The organism is Micromonospora sp. IBHARD004 (assembly GCF_052814115.1).
In genome coordinates this window covers 5,374,190-5,387,493 of the sequence record NZ_CP199934.1, presented here as the reverse complement: position 1 = coordinate 5,387,493, position 13,304 = coordinate 5,374,190, and the positions used below count along the sequence as shown (strand labels likewise).

At 73.9% G+C, this 13,304-nt stretch carries 14 protein-coding genes; 11 read left to right on the top strand and 3 right to left on the bottom strand.

Features of this window, described 5'->3' with window-relative positions; translation table 11 throughout:
• Positions 1-19: 19 nt before the first annotated feature.
• On the bottom strand, positions 20-619 hold the full coding sequence (locus tag ACTWO6_RS26215; RefSeq protein WP_446216430.1) for a DUF4870 domain-containing protein: 600 nt from the start codon (positions 617-619) through the stop codon (positions 20-22).
• Positions 620-851: 232 nt separating this feature from the next.
• Here ACTWO6_RS26215 and hrcA point away from each other — a divergent pair, with 232 nt between their 5' ends.
• From hrcA to ACTWO6_RS26200, 3 genes are all read left to right on the top strand, one after another.
• Positions 852-1,874 (top strand): heat-inducible transcriptional repressor HrcA, encoded by a 1,023-nt coding sequence (hrcA, locus tag ACTWO6_RS26210; protein ID WP_446216429.1) that lies wholly within the window; start codon positions 852-854, stop codon positions 1,872-1,874.
• A 73-nt stretch (positions 1,875-1,947) separates the two neighbouring features.
• Positions 1,948-3,093, top strand: coding sequence for a molecular chaperone DnaJ (dnaJ, locus tag ACTWO6_RS26205; protein ID WP_322440013.1), 1,146 nt, complete (start codon positions 1,948-1,950; stop codon positions 3,091-3,093).
• 1 nt (position 3,094) lies between these two features.
• The gene (locus ACTWO6_RS26200; RefSeq protein WP_446216428.1) at positions 3,095-3,829 is read left to right on the top strand and encodes a 16S rRNA (uracil(1498)-N(3))-methyltransferase; all 735 of its coding nucleotides are present in this window, start codon (positions 3,095-3,097) and stop codon (positions 3,827-3,829) included.
• A 206-nt stretch (positions 3,830-4,035) separates the two neighbouring features.
• Here ACTWO6_RS26200 and ACTWO6_RS26195 read toward each other — a convergent pair whose 3' ends face one another.
• Positions 4,036-4,797, bottom strand: a complete 762-nt coding sequence (locus tag ACTWO6_RS26195; RefSeq protein WP_446216427.1) for an SDR family NAD(P)-dependent oxidoreductase — start codon at positions 4,795-4,797, stop codon at positions 4,036-4,038.
• A gap of 69 nt (positions 4,798-4,866) precedes the next feature.
• On the opposite strand from ACTWO6_RS26195, the gene ACTWO6_RS26190 reads away from it, so the two are divergent.
• The 8 genes from ACTWO6_RS26190 to ACTWO6_RS26155 all read left to right on the top strand — a co-directional run bounded on the left by ACTWO6_RS26190 (position 4,867) and on the right by ACTWO6_RS26155 (position 12,452).
• Positions 4,867-5,217, top strand: a complete 351-nt coding sequence (locus ACTWO6_RS26190) for a histidine triad nucleotide-binding protein (protein WP_446216426.1) — start codon at positions 4,867-4,869, stop codon at positions 5,215-5,217.
• A gap of 35 nt (positions 5,218-5,252) precedes the next feature.
• A complete protein-coding gene (locus tag ACTWO6_RS26185) occupies positions 5,253-6,629 on the top strand; it encodes a serine hydrolase domain-containing protein (RefSeq protein ID WP_446216425.1) in 1,377 nt (458 codons plus the stop codon).
• A gap of 135 nt (positions 6,630-6,764) precedes the next feature.
• Positions 6,765-7,823 (top strand): PhoH family protein, encoded by a 1,059-nt coding sequence (locus ACTWO6_RS26180; RefSeq protein ID WP_446216424.1) that lies wholly within the window; start codon positions 6,765-6,767, stop codon positions 7,821-7,823.
• 18 nt (positions 7,824-7,841) lie between these two features.
• Positions 7,842-8,315, top strand: coding sequence for an rRNA maturation RNase YbeY (ybeY, locus tag ACTWO6_RS26175; RefSeq protein ID WP_446216423.1), 474 nt, complete (start codon positions 7,842-7,844; stop codon positions 8,313-8,315).
• Positions 8,291-9,700 (top strand): hemolysin family protein, encoded by a 1,410-nt coding sequence (locus ACTWO6_RS26170; protein ID WP_446220768.1) that lies wholly within the window; start codon positions 8,291-8,293, stop codon positions 9,698-9,700. Before ybeY ends, ACTWO6_RS26170 begins: the two co-directional genes overlap by 25 nt.
• Positions 9,693-10,079: a cytidine deaminase gene (locus ACTWO6_RS26165; protein ID WP_446216422.1), complete on the top strand. Its 387-nt coding sequence runs from the start codon at positions 9,693-9,695 to the stop codon at positions 10,077-10,079. The genes ACTWO6_RS26170 and ACTWO6_RS26165 overlap by 8 nt, the downstream gene beginning before the upstream one ends.
• The gene (era, locus tag ACTWO6_RS26160) at positions 10,076-10,984 is read left to right on the top strand and encodes a GTPase Era (RefSeq protein WP_446216421.1); all 909 of its coding nucleotides are present in this window, start codon (positions 10,076-10,078) and stop codon (positions 10,982-10,984) included. The genes ACTWO6_RS26165 and era overlap by 4 nt, the downstream gene beginning before the upstream one ends.
• A 181-nt stretch (positions 10,985-11,165) precedes the next feature.
• On the top strand, positions 11,166-12,452 hold the full coding sequence (locus ACTWO6_RS26155) for an acyltransferase family protein (RefSeq protein WP_446216420.1): 1,287 nt from the start codon (positions 11,166-11,168) through the stop codon (positions 12,450-12,452).
• On the opposite strand, the gene ACTWO6_RS26150 is transcribed toward ACTWO6_RS26155, so the two are convergent.
• A complete protein-coding gene (locus ACTWO6_RS26150) occupies positions 12,439-13,248 on the bottom strand; it encodes a DUF4097 family beta strand repeat-containing protein (RefSeq protein ID WP_446216419.1) in 810 nt (269 codons plus the stop codon). The genes ACTWO6_RS26155 and ACTWO6_RS26150 overlap by 14 nt on opposite strands.
• Between the last annotated feature and the right edge of the window lie 56 nt (positions 13,249-13,304).

Here is a 13,304-nt window from a genome sequence, read left to right as displayed (position 1 = left end):
GGGCCGGCCGGGCGGGGCGTCACTTGACCAGGCTGAAGCTCATCGGATAGCGGTACAGCTGACCCTCGTTGGCCTTGACGCCCGCGAGGATGCCGAACACGACGCCGAGGATGACCGCCGCGGCGATCGCGACGAACCCGATCGCGATGCAGGCCAGGAGCCAGCCGACCAGGCCGACGATCGACCAGAGCAGCTGGAAGTTGAGCGCCGCGACCGAGTGCTGGCGCACCGTCGGCGACTGGTTGCCCCGGGCCAGCATGGCGACCAGCGGCGGGAGCCAGCCCAGCACGCCGCCGCTGACGAACATCGCCGCCGCGCCGCCGAAGTGGGCGATCAGCGCCCAGGTCTTGTCCTCGTTGTTGGCCCAGCCGCCGCTCGGGGCGCCGTACGCGCCGCCGGTCGGATAGCCGGCGCCCGGCGGTGGGTAGCCGCCCGGGGGTGGGTAGCCGCCCGGGGGCGGAGAGCCACCGGGCGGGGGATAGCCGCCCGCGCCCGGCGCCCCGGACAGTGGTGCGGTGGGCGGCTCGTCCGCCGACGAGCCGTACGGTGCCGACGGCGGGGTCGGGTCCGGCTGGGCGCCGGCGTCCCCCGCTCCGGGAGGGCGAGGTGGTTCAGTCATGGATGTCACGGTAGGGGTTGCCCGCAAGGCGGCACCAGAGCGACATCGCCCGGGATGTCCGGCTGATCGGCCCTGCCGCGGAGGCTGCGTGGCGGCCCGCACCGCTGGTCCGTCGGTGATCATCGCGTCGGGGGTGGCGCCGACGTAGACTGGCACTCGCTACAGTCGAGTGCCAGGTGCCCGGCCGCTGCCGTGCCGGCGGCGGGTCGAGGGTGCATCAGGAGGTGGGGAGATGGGTCTCGACGACCGCAAGCTCGCCGTGCTGCGCGCGATCGTCGAGGACTACGTCGCCACGCAGGAGCCGGTGGGCAGCAGGGCCCTGGTCGAGCGGCACCAGCTGGGCGTCTCCCCGGCGACCGTGCGCAACGACATGGCGGTGCTGGAGGAGGAGGGCTACATCCGGCAGCCGCACACCAGCGCGGGACGGGTGCCCACCGACCGCGGCTACCGGCTCTTCGTCGACCGGCTCTCCCGGGTCAAGCCGCTCAGCCCGGCCGAGCGCCGGGCGATCGAGCGCTTCCTGGTCGGCGCGGTCGACCTGGACGACGTGGTGCACCGCACGGTCCGGCTGCTGGCCCAGCTCACCCGGCAGGTCGCCGTGGTGCAGTACCCGAGCCTGGCCCGCTCCTCGGTGCGCCACCTGGAGCTGGTGCCGATCTCCACCACCCGGCTGATGCTGGTCATGATCGCCGACACCGGGCGGGTCGAGCAGCGGCTGGTCGAGCTGCCCACGCCGATCCCCGCCGACGACGTCACCGACCTGCGCCGGCTGGTCAACGAGAAGCTGGTCGGCAGCCGGCTCTCGGAGACCCCGCCGCTGGTCCAGGCGCTGGTCGACGAGTCGGCCCCGCATCTGCGCGGCGCCATGACCACCCTCTCCACCGTGCTGCTGGAGACGCTGGTGGAGCGGCACGAGGAGCGGATCGCGCTGGCCGGCACGGCCAACCTCACCCGCGGCGGACTGCTCGACTTCCAGGGCTCGCTGCGCCCCATCCTGGAGGCGCTCGAGGAGGAGGTCGTCCTGCTCAAGCTGATCGGCGAGGCGGAGCCGAGCACCACCCGGGTGCTGATCGGCGACGAGAACGAGATCGACAACCTGCGGGCCGCCTCGGTGGTGAGCACCGGGTACGGCCCGGGGGCGACCATCGTCGGTGGTCTCGGCGTGCTCGGGCCCACCCGGATGGACTACCCCGGCACCATCGCCACGGTGAGGGCCGTGGCACGCTACGTGGGCGAGCTGCTGGCCCAGAACTGACCAGTCAGGGCCGACGGCCGGCTCCGGCCGCCGACCGGCGCAACGCGAGACGAACATGAGGACACGGAACGCAGTGGCCAGGGACTACTACGGCATTCTCGGCGTGAGCCGGGAGGCCTCCGACGACGAGATCAAGCGCGCCTACCGCAAGCTGGCGCGGCAGTTCCACCCGGATGTCAATCCGGACCCGGAGGCACAGGAGAAGTTCAAGGACATCAACGCCGCGTACGAGGTCCTCTCGGACGACCGGAAACGGCAGATCGTCGACCTGGGCGGCGACCCGCTCGCGCCGGGCGGCGGGGGCGCCGGCGGCCCGGGTGGTCCCGGCGGGGCCGGCCCGTTCGTCGGCTTCCAGGACATCATGGACGCCTTCTTCGGCGGCGCCGCGGGCGGCGCCCGGGGGCCACGCCCGCGGACCCGGCCGGGCGCGGACGCGATCCTGCGGCTGGAGCTGGACCTGCACGAGACCGCGTTCGGCGTCGAGGCGCCGATCACCGTCGACACCGCCGTGCTCTGCACCACCTGCTCCGGCGCCGGCACCGCGGCCGGCACCCACCTGGCCACCTGCGAGGCGTGCGGCGGGCGGGGCGAGGTGCAGTCGGTGCAGCGGACCTTCCTGGGCCAGGTGGTCTCCGCCCGGCCGTGCACCGTCTGCCAGGGCTACGGCACCACCATCCCGCACCCCTGCCCGACCTGCGCCGGCGACGGCCGGGTGCGGACCCGCCGCTCGCTGACCGTCAAGATCCCGGCCGGGGTCGAGGACGGCATGCGGATCCGGCTGGCCCAGCAGGGCGAGGTCGGCCCGGGCGGCGGCACCGCCGGCGACCTCTACGTGGAGATCCACGAGCGGCCGCACGACGTCTACTCCCGCAAGGGCGACGACCTGCACTGCCGGGTCACCGTGCCGATGACGGCCGCCGCGCTCGGCACCCGGCTGACCATCAAGACCCTGGACAGCGAGGAGACCGTCGACGTCAAGGCGGGCACCCAGCCGGGCAGCACGCTGCGGCTGCGCGCCCGGGGCGTGCCGCACCTGCGCGGCACCGGCCGGGGTGACCTCTACGTCCACCTGGACGTGCGGACGCCGACCAAGCTCGACGCCGACCAGGAGCGGATGCTGCGCGACTTCGCCAAGACCCGGGGCGAGGAGGTCGCCGAGCTGACCAAGCAGGGCGGCTTCTTCTCCCGGATGCGCGACGCGTTCAACGGGCACGCCTGAGGTGTCCGCGCCGCTGTTCCTGGTGGAGGCGCTGCCCACCGGTGACGCGCTGACGCTGGACGGTCCCGAGGGGCACCACGCCGCGAACGTGCAGCGGCTGCGGGTCGGCGAGGAGCTGCTGCTCGCCGACGGCCGGGGCGGCACGGCCGCCGCCGTGGTCACCGCCGTCGGCAAGGGCACCCTCGACCTCCAGGTCACCTCCCGGGGGTACGTCGACGCGTCCGTCCCGCGGCTCGTGGTGGTGCAGGGCATCGCCAAGGGCGACCGGGGCGAGCTGGCCGTGCAGGCGATGACCGAGGTCGGGGTGGACGAGATCGCCCCCTGGGCGGCGTCCCGCTCGGTGGCGCAGTGGCGCGGCGACCGGGGCGTACGGGCCCGGGAGAAGTGGGCGGCGACCGCCCGTGAGGCGGCCAAGCAGGCCCGCCGGGCCTGGCTGCCGGTGGTGGCCGGGTCTCCGGACGAGTCCACCCAGACGGTCGTCCGGCGGATCGCCGGCGCCGCCGCCGCGTTCGTGCTGCACGAGGAGGCCGACGAGCGGCTGACCGCCGCCGAGCTGCCCGCCACCGGGGAGATCGTGCTGGTGGTCGGCCCCGAGGGCGGCATCGCCCCGGCCGAGCTGTCGGCCTTCCGCGAGGCCGGCGCCCGCCCGGTGCGGCTGGGACCGTCCGTGCTCCGGACGTCCACCGCCGGCGTGGCGGCCCTCGCCGTCCTCGCCACCCGCCTCGCCCGCTGGTGACCCGCCCTCCCGCAGCCGCCCGCGGCCCGGGCGGCTGCCGCCGTTTGCCGTAGCTCGCGTGAGCCCGCGCCGCCGGGGCGGAGGGTTCCAGCACGCCCTTTGCTCTGCTGCAGCGGAGGCAACACCCGGGAGCGGTGAGTGTTGCGTGGGCTGCAGCAGAGCAAAGGAGGCGCGAGGGGTGTCCGCGCCCGCCGTGGGCGCCGGGATCAGGTACGCAGGTAGGAGGCGCCGTTCAGGTCGATGATGGTGCCGGAGGCCCACTCGGCCTCGGGGCTGGCCAGCCAGTGGACGGCGGCGGCGATCTCCTCGGGGCGGGCCACCCGCTGGAACGGGCTCTGCGCACGGATCGCCTCGCCCCGGGGCGACTTCAGGTGCTCGTTGGTCATGTCGGTCTCGACGAAGCCGGGGGCGACGCTCGCCACCGCGATTCCGAACGGGGCGAGGGCCACCGCGAGGGACTGGGCCATCGCGTTCATCCCCGCCTTGCTCGCGCCGTAGGCCGGGTTGGCCGGCTCGCCCCGAAACGCGCCCCGGGAGGAGACGTTGATGATCCGCCCGCCCCGCTCGCGCATGTGCTGCGCGGCGCACCAGGCGGCGTTCGCGGCGCCGAACAGGTTGGTGTCTAGTACCTCCCGCCACCGCTGCCGCCACTGCTCGTAGCTGCTCTCGAAGACCGGGTGCGGCGGATCGGCCGGCCCGAAGACGCCCGCGTTGTTGACCAGGACGTCCAGGCCGCCGAGGCGCTCGGCGGCCTCGTCCACCATCGCCCGGACCGCGTCCGGGTCGGCCAGGTCGGCGCGGACCACCACGTGGCCGTCGCCGGGCAGCTCCTCGCGGAGTCGTTCGGCCAGCTCCGCCGAGTGCCGGTGGTGGATCGCCACCCGGTCCCCACCCGCCGCGAAAGCCCGGGCCACCGCGCGTCCGATGCCGCGCGAGGCCCCCGTCACCAGTACCGCCCGAGAAGTCACGCCGGACATCATGCCCGGCCCGCCCCGTGGCGGCGCGGCGCGGTCCGGCCCAGCGCTTAGCATGCCCGAATGGGAACCGACTGCCTGTTCTGCCGGATCGTCGCCGGGGAGATCCCGGCCACCATCGTGCGGGAGACCGCCACCACCCTCGCCTTCCGGGACATCGACCCCAAGGCGCCCGTCCACGTGCTGGTCATCCCGAAGGAGCACTACGCGGACGTGGCCACCCTCGCCCAGGGCGACCCGGCCCTGACCGGTGAGGTGCTGGCCACGGCCGCCGACGTGGCCGAGGAGGAGGGGCTGCTCGCGGACGGCTTCCGGCTGATGTTCAACACCGGGGCGTACGCCGGTCAGGAGGTCTTCCACGTGCACGCGCACCTGTTCGGCGGTGCCCCGCTCGGTCCGATGCTCGCCCGCTGAGGGCGGCCCCGCGGCCCGCTTCCTACACTGCCTGCATGATCGCGGTTAACGACCGGCTCGGCCGGATGGTGCGGCAGGCGCAGGCCCGGGGGCGGGTGCCGGCGATCTCGGCCGCCCTGCACCGGGCCGACCGCCCGCTCTGGACCTGCGCGGTGGGCGACACCGGCAACGACACCCCGCTCGGCCGGGAGTCGGTGTTCCGGATCGGCTCGGTCACCAAGACCTTCACCTCGGTGCTGGTCATGCAGTGCCGGGACGACGGCCTGCTGGACCTGGACGACCCGATCGGGCGGCACCTCGACCTGCCGGCGCACGGCGAGCTGACCGTACGCCGGCTGCTGTCGCACACCGCGGGCCTGCAACGGGAGCCGCACGGCGACGTCTGGGACTCGCTGCGCGCGCCCGGCGTGGACGAGTTGCTCGCCGACCTGGTCCGGGTCGAGCGGGTGCTGCCGACCGGCCGGCGCTACCACTACTCCAACCTCGGCATGGCGCTCCTCGGCGAGCTGGTCGGCCGATTGCGCGGCGGCAGCTGGGCGGAGGTGCTGGCCGAGCGGGTGCTCGCCCCGCTGGGGCTGACCGCCACCGGCCCGACGCCCGGCGACCGGGCGGCGGCCGGCTTCCTGGTCGACGCGTACTCCGACGAGGCCCACCCCGAGCCGCCGACCGACTTCGGCGCGGTGGCCCCGGCCGCCCAGCTCTGGAGCACCGCCCCGGACATGGCCCGCTGGGCGGCCTTCCTCGCCGACCCGGCGGCGCTCGACCCGGCCGCCGCGGTGCTCGCCCCGGCCACCCTCGACGAGATGCGCTGGCCGCTCACCACCACCGACGAGACGCTCTGGGCGGCCGGCTTCGGGCTCGGCCTGATCCTGGTGCCGCAGCCGCAACGGGTGGTGCACGTGGGGCACGACGGGGCGATGCCCGGTTTCCTGGCCGCCGTCTACGGCCGGCGCGGCGGCGACGGCACCGCGGGGGCGATGGGCTGCGCCGTGCTCGGCTCCTCCGGCACCGGTGTGGCGGTCTTCGACCTGCCGCACCAGTTGCTCACCGCCGCGGTCGAGCACGATCCGGCCGACGTCGAGCCGTGGCGGCCCGCCCCGCCCGCCCCCGACCACCTGCGCGGGGTGCTCGGCCGCTGGTGGGGCGAGGGCTTCGAGTACGTCTTCTCCTGGCACGACGGCGCGCTGCGGGCCCGGGGCGCGGACGACCCGGCCGGCCGACCCCCGGCCGTCTTCGCGCCGCTGCCGGACCGGCCGGACGTGTTCCGGACCGTCGCCGGTCGGGAGGTGGGCGAGCTGCTCCGGCTGACCCGGGACGAGGGTGGCGTGGTGGTCCGGATGCACTGGGCCACCTACCGCTTCACCCGGGCCCAGGAGACCTTCGACGGGTACGACTTCCGCGCGGGGAGATGATCACGGACCACCCGAAATGGGCGGGGTGCGTCCGGTGTTGACCAGATACGATGGGTAGAACGTCCGCACGCCGCGCCAGCAGGGCCCGGCGCCGAAATCGGAAGCAGGTGGCGCAGGGCCCGACGGGCCCGATCTATGACCGGCACCCCACCTCCCGGCCTGCCCCGGGTGCAGACCAGGATCACGGTCCCCGACCCGAAGATCATGGTGAACCTGCTCGGCGCGGGCGACGAGATCCTGCGACTCGTCGAACGCTCGGTCAACAGCGACGTCCACGTGCGTGGCAACGAGATCACCATCACCGGCGCCCCCGCGGACAACGCCATCGCCGAGCGCCTCTTCAGTGAGCTCCTCGAACTCATCGAGAAAGGCGAGACCCTGACCACTGACGCCGTCCGGCGTACCGTCGGCATGCTCGAGCAGGGCAGCGCGGAGCGGCCCGCCGAGGTCCTGACCCTCAACATCCTCTCCCGGCGCGGTCGCACCATCCGACCCAAGACCCTCGGGCAGAAGCGTTACGTCGACGCCATCGACTCGCACACCATCGTCTTCGGCATCGGCCCGGCCGGTACCGGCAAGACGTACCTGGCCATGGCCAAGGCGGTCCAGGCGCTCCAGGCCAAGCAGGTCAACCGGATCATCCTGACCCGGCCGGCGGTCGAGGCGGGGGAGCGGCTGGGCTTCCTGCCGGGCACGCTCAACGAGAAGATCGACCCGTACCTGCGTCCGCTCTACGACGCGCTGCACGACATGCTCGACCCGGAGACCATCCCGAAGCTGATGGCGGCCGGCACCATCGAGGTGGCGCCGCTCGCCTACATGCGGGGCCGTACGCTGAACGACGCGTTCATCATCCTGGACGAGGCGCAGAACACCACGCCCGAGCAGATGAAGATGTTCCTCACCCGGCTCGGCTTCGGCTCCAAGATCGTGGTCACCGGTGACGTCACCCAGGTGGACCTTCCCGGTGGGACGACCAGTGGCCTGCGAGTGGTCCGGGAGATCCTGGAGAACGTCGAGGACGTGCACTTCGCCCAGCTCTCCAGCTCCGACGTGGTCCGCCACCAGCTGGTGGGGGAGATCGTCGACGCGTACGCCCGCTGGGACGCCGAGCGGGAGAACCAGCAGGCGCAGAGCGTGCACGCCGTGCCGGGGCGGACCGCCCAGGGCGGTCGGGCCGGCCGGCGCCGCTAATCCATCAGAGGAAGACAGTTGTCCATCGAGATCGCCAACGAGTCCGGTGTCGAGGTCGACACCGACGCCGTGCTCGGCGTCGCCCGGCACGCCCTCGACGAGATGGGGGTCAACCCCCTCGCCGAGCTCTCCGTGCTGCTGGTCGACGTCGACTACATGACCGAGCTGAACCATCGCTGGATGGGCGGCGACGGTCCCACCGACGTGCTCGCCTTCCCCATGGACGAGGGCAGCGTCGACCACGGCCCGGGCGAGACCGCCCCGGCCGGCGGCGAGCCGGCCCTGCTCGGCGACATCGTGCTCTGCCCCGAGGTGGCGGCCAAGCAGGCGGCCACCGCCGGCCACTCGTCCGCCGACGAGCTGCACCTGCTCACCGTGCACGGCGTGCTCCACCTGCTCGGGTACGACCACGCCGAGCCGGAGGAGGAGCGGGAGATGTTCGCGCTCCAGGCCCGACTGCTGGCCAGCTGGCGGTCGACCCGATCCCGGTGATGACCACCCTGGCGGCGGGCCCCACCGCGGGCCTGCCCGATTTGCAGCTCATCGTCTTCGCGGCGGGGCTGGTGGTGCTCGCCGGCCTCATCGCGATGACCGAGGCGGCGCTCGCCGCCGTCTCCCCGGCCCGGGCCGCCGAACTGGCTCGGGACGGGGCGCGCGGCGCGCGCGCCCTCCAGGTGGTCGCCGGGGACGTGGTCCGCCACCTCAACCTGCTGCTCCTGCTCCGGCTGCTGGCCGAGCTGACCGCCACCACCCTGGTGGCGCTGGTCGCCGTGGACAGCTTCGGCGCCGGCTGGCGGGCCGCCCTGGTCACCGCCGGCGCGATGACCGTGGTCAGTTTCGTGGTGGTCGGCGTCGCGCCGCGGACCATCGGCCGGCAGCACGCGTACGCGGTGGGGCGCGCGGTCGCGCCGCTGGTGCGCTGGCTGGGCCGGGCGCTGAACCCGCTCGCCTCGCTGCTGATCCTGATCGGCAACGCGGTCACCCCGGGGCGCGGCTTCCGGGAGGGGCCGTTCGCCACCCAGGTGGAGCTGCGCGAGCTGGTCGACCTGGCCGAGCAGCGCGGTGTCGTGGAGCACGGCGAGCGGCAGATGATCCACTCGGTCTTCGCCCTCGGTGACACCATCGCCCGCGAGGTGATGGTCCCGCGCACCGAGATGGTGTGGATAGAGGAGGGCAAGACGCTCTCCCAGGCGCTGGCGCTCTTCCTCCGGTCCGGTTTCTCCCGCATCCCGGTGATCGGCGAGAGCGTCGACGACGTGCTCGGGGTGCTCTACCTGAAGGACCTGATCCGGCGTACCCGGGGCGGGGACCCGCGGGCCGAGGAGCTGCCGGTGGAGGAGCTGATGCGCCCGGCGACCTTCGTGCCCGAGTCCAAGCCGGTCGACGACCTGCTGTCGGAGATGCAGGCGGCCCGCAACCATCTGGTCATCGTCGTCGACGAGTACGGCGGCACCGGCGGCCTGGTCACCATCGAGGACATCCTCGAGGAGATCGTCGGCGAGATCACCGACGAGTACGATGTCGAACGCCCGCCGGTCGAGCGCCTGGACGACGGGGCGGTCCGGGTCACCGCCCGCCTCCCGGTGGAGAATCTGGGCGAGCTCTTCGACACCGAACTCCCCACCGACGAGGTGGAGACGGTCGGCGGTCTGCTCGCCCAGTCGCTCGGTCGGGTCCCGATCCCCGGGGCCGAGGCCGAGGTGGCCGGGCTGCGGCTGATCGCCGAGGGCACCACCGGGCGGCGCAACCGGATAGACACCGTGCTGGTGAGCCGGATCGAGCCGACCGACGCACACGACAGCGCGGGGCGTGGCGAGCACGCCGAGTCCCGCGGCAACCAGAACCGATCCGAGGAGAGGCAACCCGCCGATGCCTGAGTCACCCGCCGTGCCGGCGGCCCGGCCCACCCCGTCCGATCCGGCCGAGCTGAGCGCCGAGGACGGCAAGCTGGTCATCCTGGCCCGGGGCGCGCGTGGCCGGGTCGGCGCCGTGGAGGGTGCGGCGGTCCGCGACCAGGACGGCCGGACGTACGCCGCGGCGAGCGTGGCGCTGCCCTCGCTGACGCTGACCGCGCTCCAGCTCGCGGTCGCCTCGGCGGTGGCCGCCGGCGCCAGCCGGCTGGAGGCCGCCGTGGTGGTGACCGAGGCGTCGACGCTGGACGGCGCCGGGCACGCCGCGGTCCGCGACCTCTCCATCGACGCGCCGATCCACGTGGCCGCGCCGGACGGCACCGTCCTCGGCACGGTGGTCGAATGACCGGCGTGCGGGACCCGGAGGCGCCCCGTCCCTACCGGGCCGGGTTCGCCTGTTTCGTCGGGCGGCCGAACGCCGGCAAGTCGACGCTGACCAACGCGATCGTCGGTACGAAGATCGCGATCACCTCGAACAAGCCGCAGACCACCCGGCACATCATCCGCGCGGTGCTGCACCGCCCCGAGTCGCAGCTGGTGCTGGTCGACACGCCCGGTCTGCACCGTCCCCGGACGCTACTCGGCGAGCGCCTGAACGACCTGGTCCGCTCCACCTGGAGCGAGGTCGACGTGATCGGCCTCTGCATCCCCGCGGACGAGCCGATCGGCCGGGGCGACCGGTTCATCACCGGCGAGCTGGCCGAGCTGAAGGCGACCGTCCTCGCCGTGGTGACCAAGACCGACCTGGTCGACAAGAAGAGGCTGGCCGAGCAGCTGCTCGCGGTGAGCGAGATGGGCGAGTTCGCCGCCGTGGTGCCGGTGAGCGCGGTCTCCGGGCACCAGGTGGACACCCTGGTCGACGTGATGACCGGCTACCTGCCCGAGTCGCCGCAGCTCTACCCGGACGACATGCTCACCGATGACCCGGAGCAGGTGCTGGTCGCCGAGCTGATCCGGGAGGCGGCCCTGGAGGGGGTCCGCGACGAGCTGCCGCACTCCATCGCCGTGGTGGTGGAGGAGATGATCCCCGAGGGCCAGGTCATGAAGATCTACGCGGACGTCTACGTCGAGCGGCCCAGCCAGAAGGCGATCGTGATCGGACACCGGGCCAGCCGGCTCAAGGCGGTCGGCACCACCGCCCGCCGGCAGATCGAGGAGCTGCTCGGCAGCCGGGTCTACCTGGACCTGCACGTCCGGGTCGCGAAGGACTGGCAGCGCGACCCGAAGCAGCTGCGCAAGCTCGGCTTCTGACCGTACGTCCGGCCGCCGGCTCCTGGGTGGGGGCCGGCGGCTCGGCGTTCCGAGCGACAATGGTCCGGATCGGTCGGAGATATGGCAGGTCTCACTTTTCGCCCTGCCCGCTCGCCGGTTCGGCCGGCCGGGCCGGAGGGTAGGGGACGGTTACCCCCGCCCCCGACATAGATGCAGGCTGATGCGCAATCGATACCTCGATCTGCTCCGATCCCTGGCCATCGTCCGAGTCGTCGTCTACCACGTCACCGGTTGGGCGGCCCTGACCCTGATCTTCCCGGCGATGTCGGTGATGTTCGCGCTCGCCGGCTCGCTGATGGCCGCCTCCCTGGACCGGACCGGACCGGCGGCCGTCCTGCGCCGGCTGCGCCGCCTGCTGCCGTCGCTCTGGGTGCTGGCGGCGGTCTTCGTGCCGGCCATGCTGCTCACCGGGCTGCCGCTGACCCCGAAGGTGCTGCTCTGGCTCCTCCCGCTCAGCGACCCGCCGGCCAACGGCTGGGGGGCGGTGGCGCTGAGCGTGATCTGGTACCTCCGGGACTACCTGTGGTTCGTGCTCGCCTCGCCGCTCGCCCGATGGCTGTTCCGCCGCGCCCCGCTGCCCACCCTCCTCGCCCCGTACGCCCTGCTCGCGGTGATCGAGTTCGGGGTGCTGCCGGCCGCGCCCACCGTGCTGCGCGAGTTCGGCCTCTACTTCGGCGCCTGGCTGCTCGGCTTCGCCCACCACGACGGCCTGCTGCGCCGGCTGGGCGACCGGGTGCTGGTGCCGGTCGCGCTGGCCCTCGGCGCCGCCGGGCTGACCTGGATCTTCACCCACCCCGGCCCGCGGGGTTACGACCTCAACGACATCCACATCGGCAACGCCCTCTGGTCGGCGGCGTTCATCCTGGTGACGATCGGCCGGGCGCCGGCCCGCGCCGAGTGGGTGGACCGCAACGCCGTCGTCGGCCGGGTGGTCACCGTGCTGAACCGGCGGGCGCTCACCGTCTACCTCTGGCACATGCCCTTCGTGGTGGCGCTCACCCCGCTGGTGGACGTGGTCGGCTGGTCCCACCGGGACCCGGTCGGCCTGGCGGTCCGGGTGGTGCTGGTCTTCGCCCTGCTGGGCGTGGTCACCGTGCTCTTCGGCTGGATCGAGGACGTGGCCGCCCGGCGGGCCCCGGAGCTGCTGCCCGGCGGGTTCGGTGCGACGCCGGCCGGCCGGGCCACTGCCGCCCCGGCCAGCCCCGCCCCGGCCGGAGCCGGTGCCGAGCCGGTCGCGGTCGGCGTGGGGTCCACCGCCGCTCACCTCGACGGCGCGCCGGCCGGGCCGCGGTCCCCGACCACGCCGGCCGCGAGGCGGTCGTCGACCGCGCCGGCCGTGACGCGGTCGCCGACCACGCCGGTGTCCCGGAGCGGGCCGCCCCGCGGCCGGGTCCCCGCCCAGCGGGGCGTCCGGGAGGCGACCGGCACGGAGATCAGCGCTGGGTGAGCGTCACGTTCCCGCTGCCGGTGCCGACATCGAGCACCAGGGACGCGGTGGGGTCGTCGGCGACCCTCAGTTCGGCGTCCCCGGAGCCGGTGCTGGACCGGACCCGGTACCGGCCGGCCGGCACCGTCAGCTCGACGTCGCCGCTGCCCGCGTGGACCCGGGCGGAGGCCGGCCGCTCCAGCTCCACGGTGACGTTGCCGGAGCTGGCCTCCGCGTCCACCTGGTCGCCGAGCCGCCGCGCGCTGATGTCGCCCGAGGAGGCGCGCAGGTCCGTCCGGCCGGCCACGTCGACCACCTCGATGTTGCCGGAGCCGGTCTCGGCGCGTACCGGGCCGGTGGCGCCGGTCACCCTGATGTCGCCGGAGCCGAGCTTGATCTCCACCGGGCCGACCCGGGTCAGCTCCACGTTGCCGGAGCCGGTCTCACCCCGGACCGTCACCCCCTCCGGGGCGGTCACCTCGTACGAGATGCTGCAGCGGTCACCGCAGTCCGTGTCCAGCACCAGCTCGTCGCCCTTGATCTCGTACCGCGCGTCGGGCTGGCCGCCCTGGTAGCGCAGCATCCGCTTGATCCGTACCTCGGCGGTGGCGCCGGAGGCGCGGACCGTCACGTCACCGGAGCCCGGCAGCACCGTGATCCGGCTGATCTTCACCGCCTCGGTGTTGTCGAAGTCGAGCCGGCGGAACGAGAGGGTGTCACACCCGGCGAGGAGGATCAGGGCGGCGGCCGCGGCGGCGGCGACCCCCGTGCGCCCGGCGACGGCGGTGGCGGCGGTGGTGGTCCGGTGCAGAGCCATGGCCAGCACGCTACGACCGGGGCCGGCCGACGCACATCCGGGTTCCTCCGCCCGTC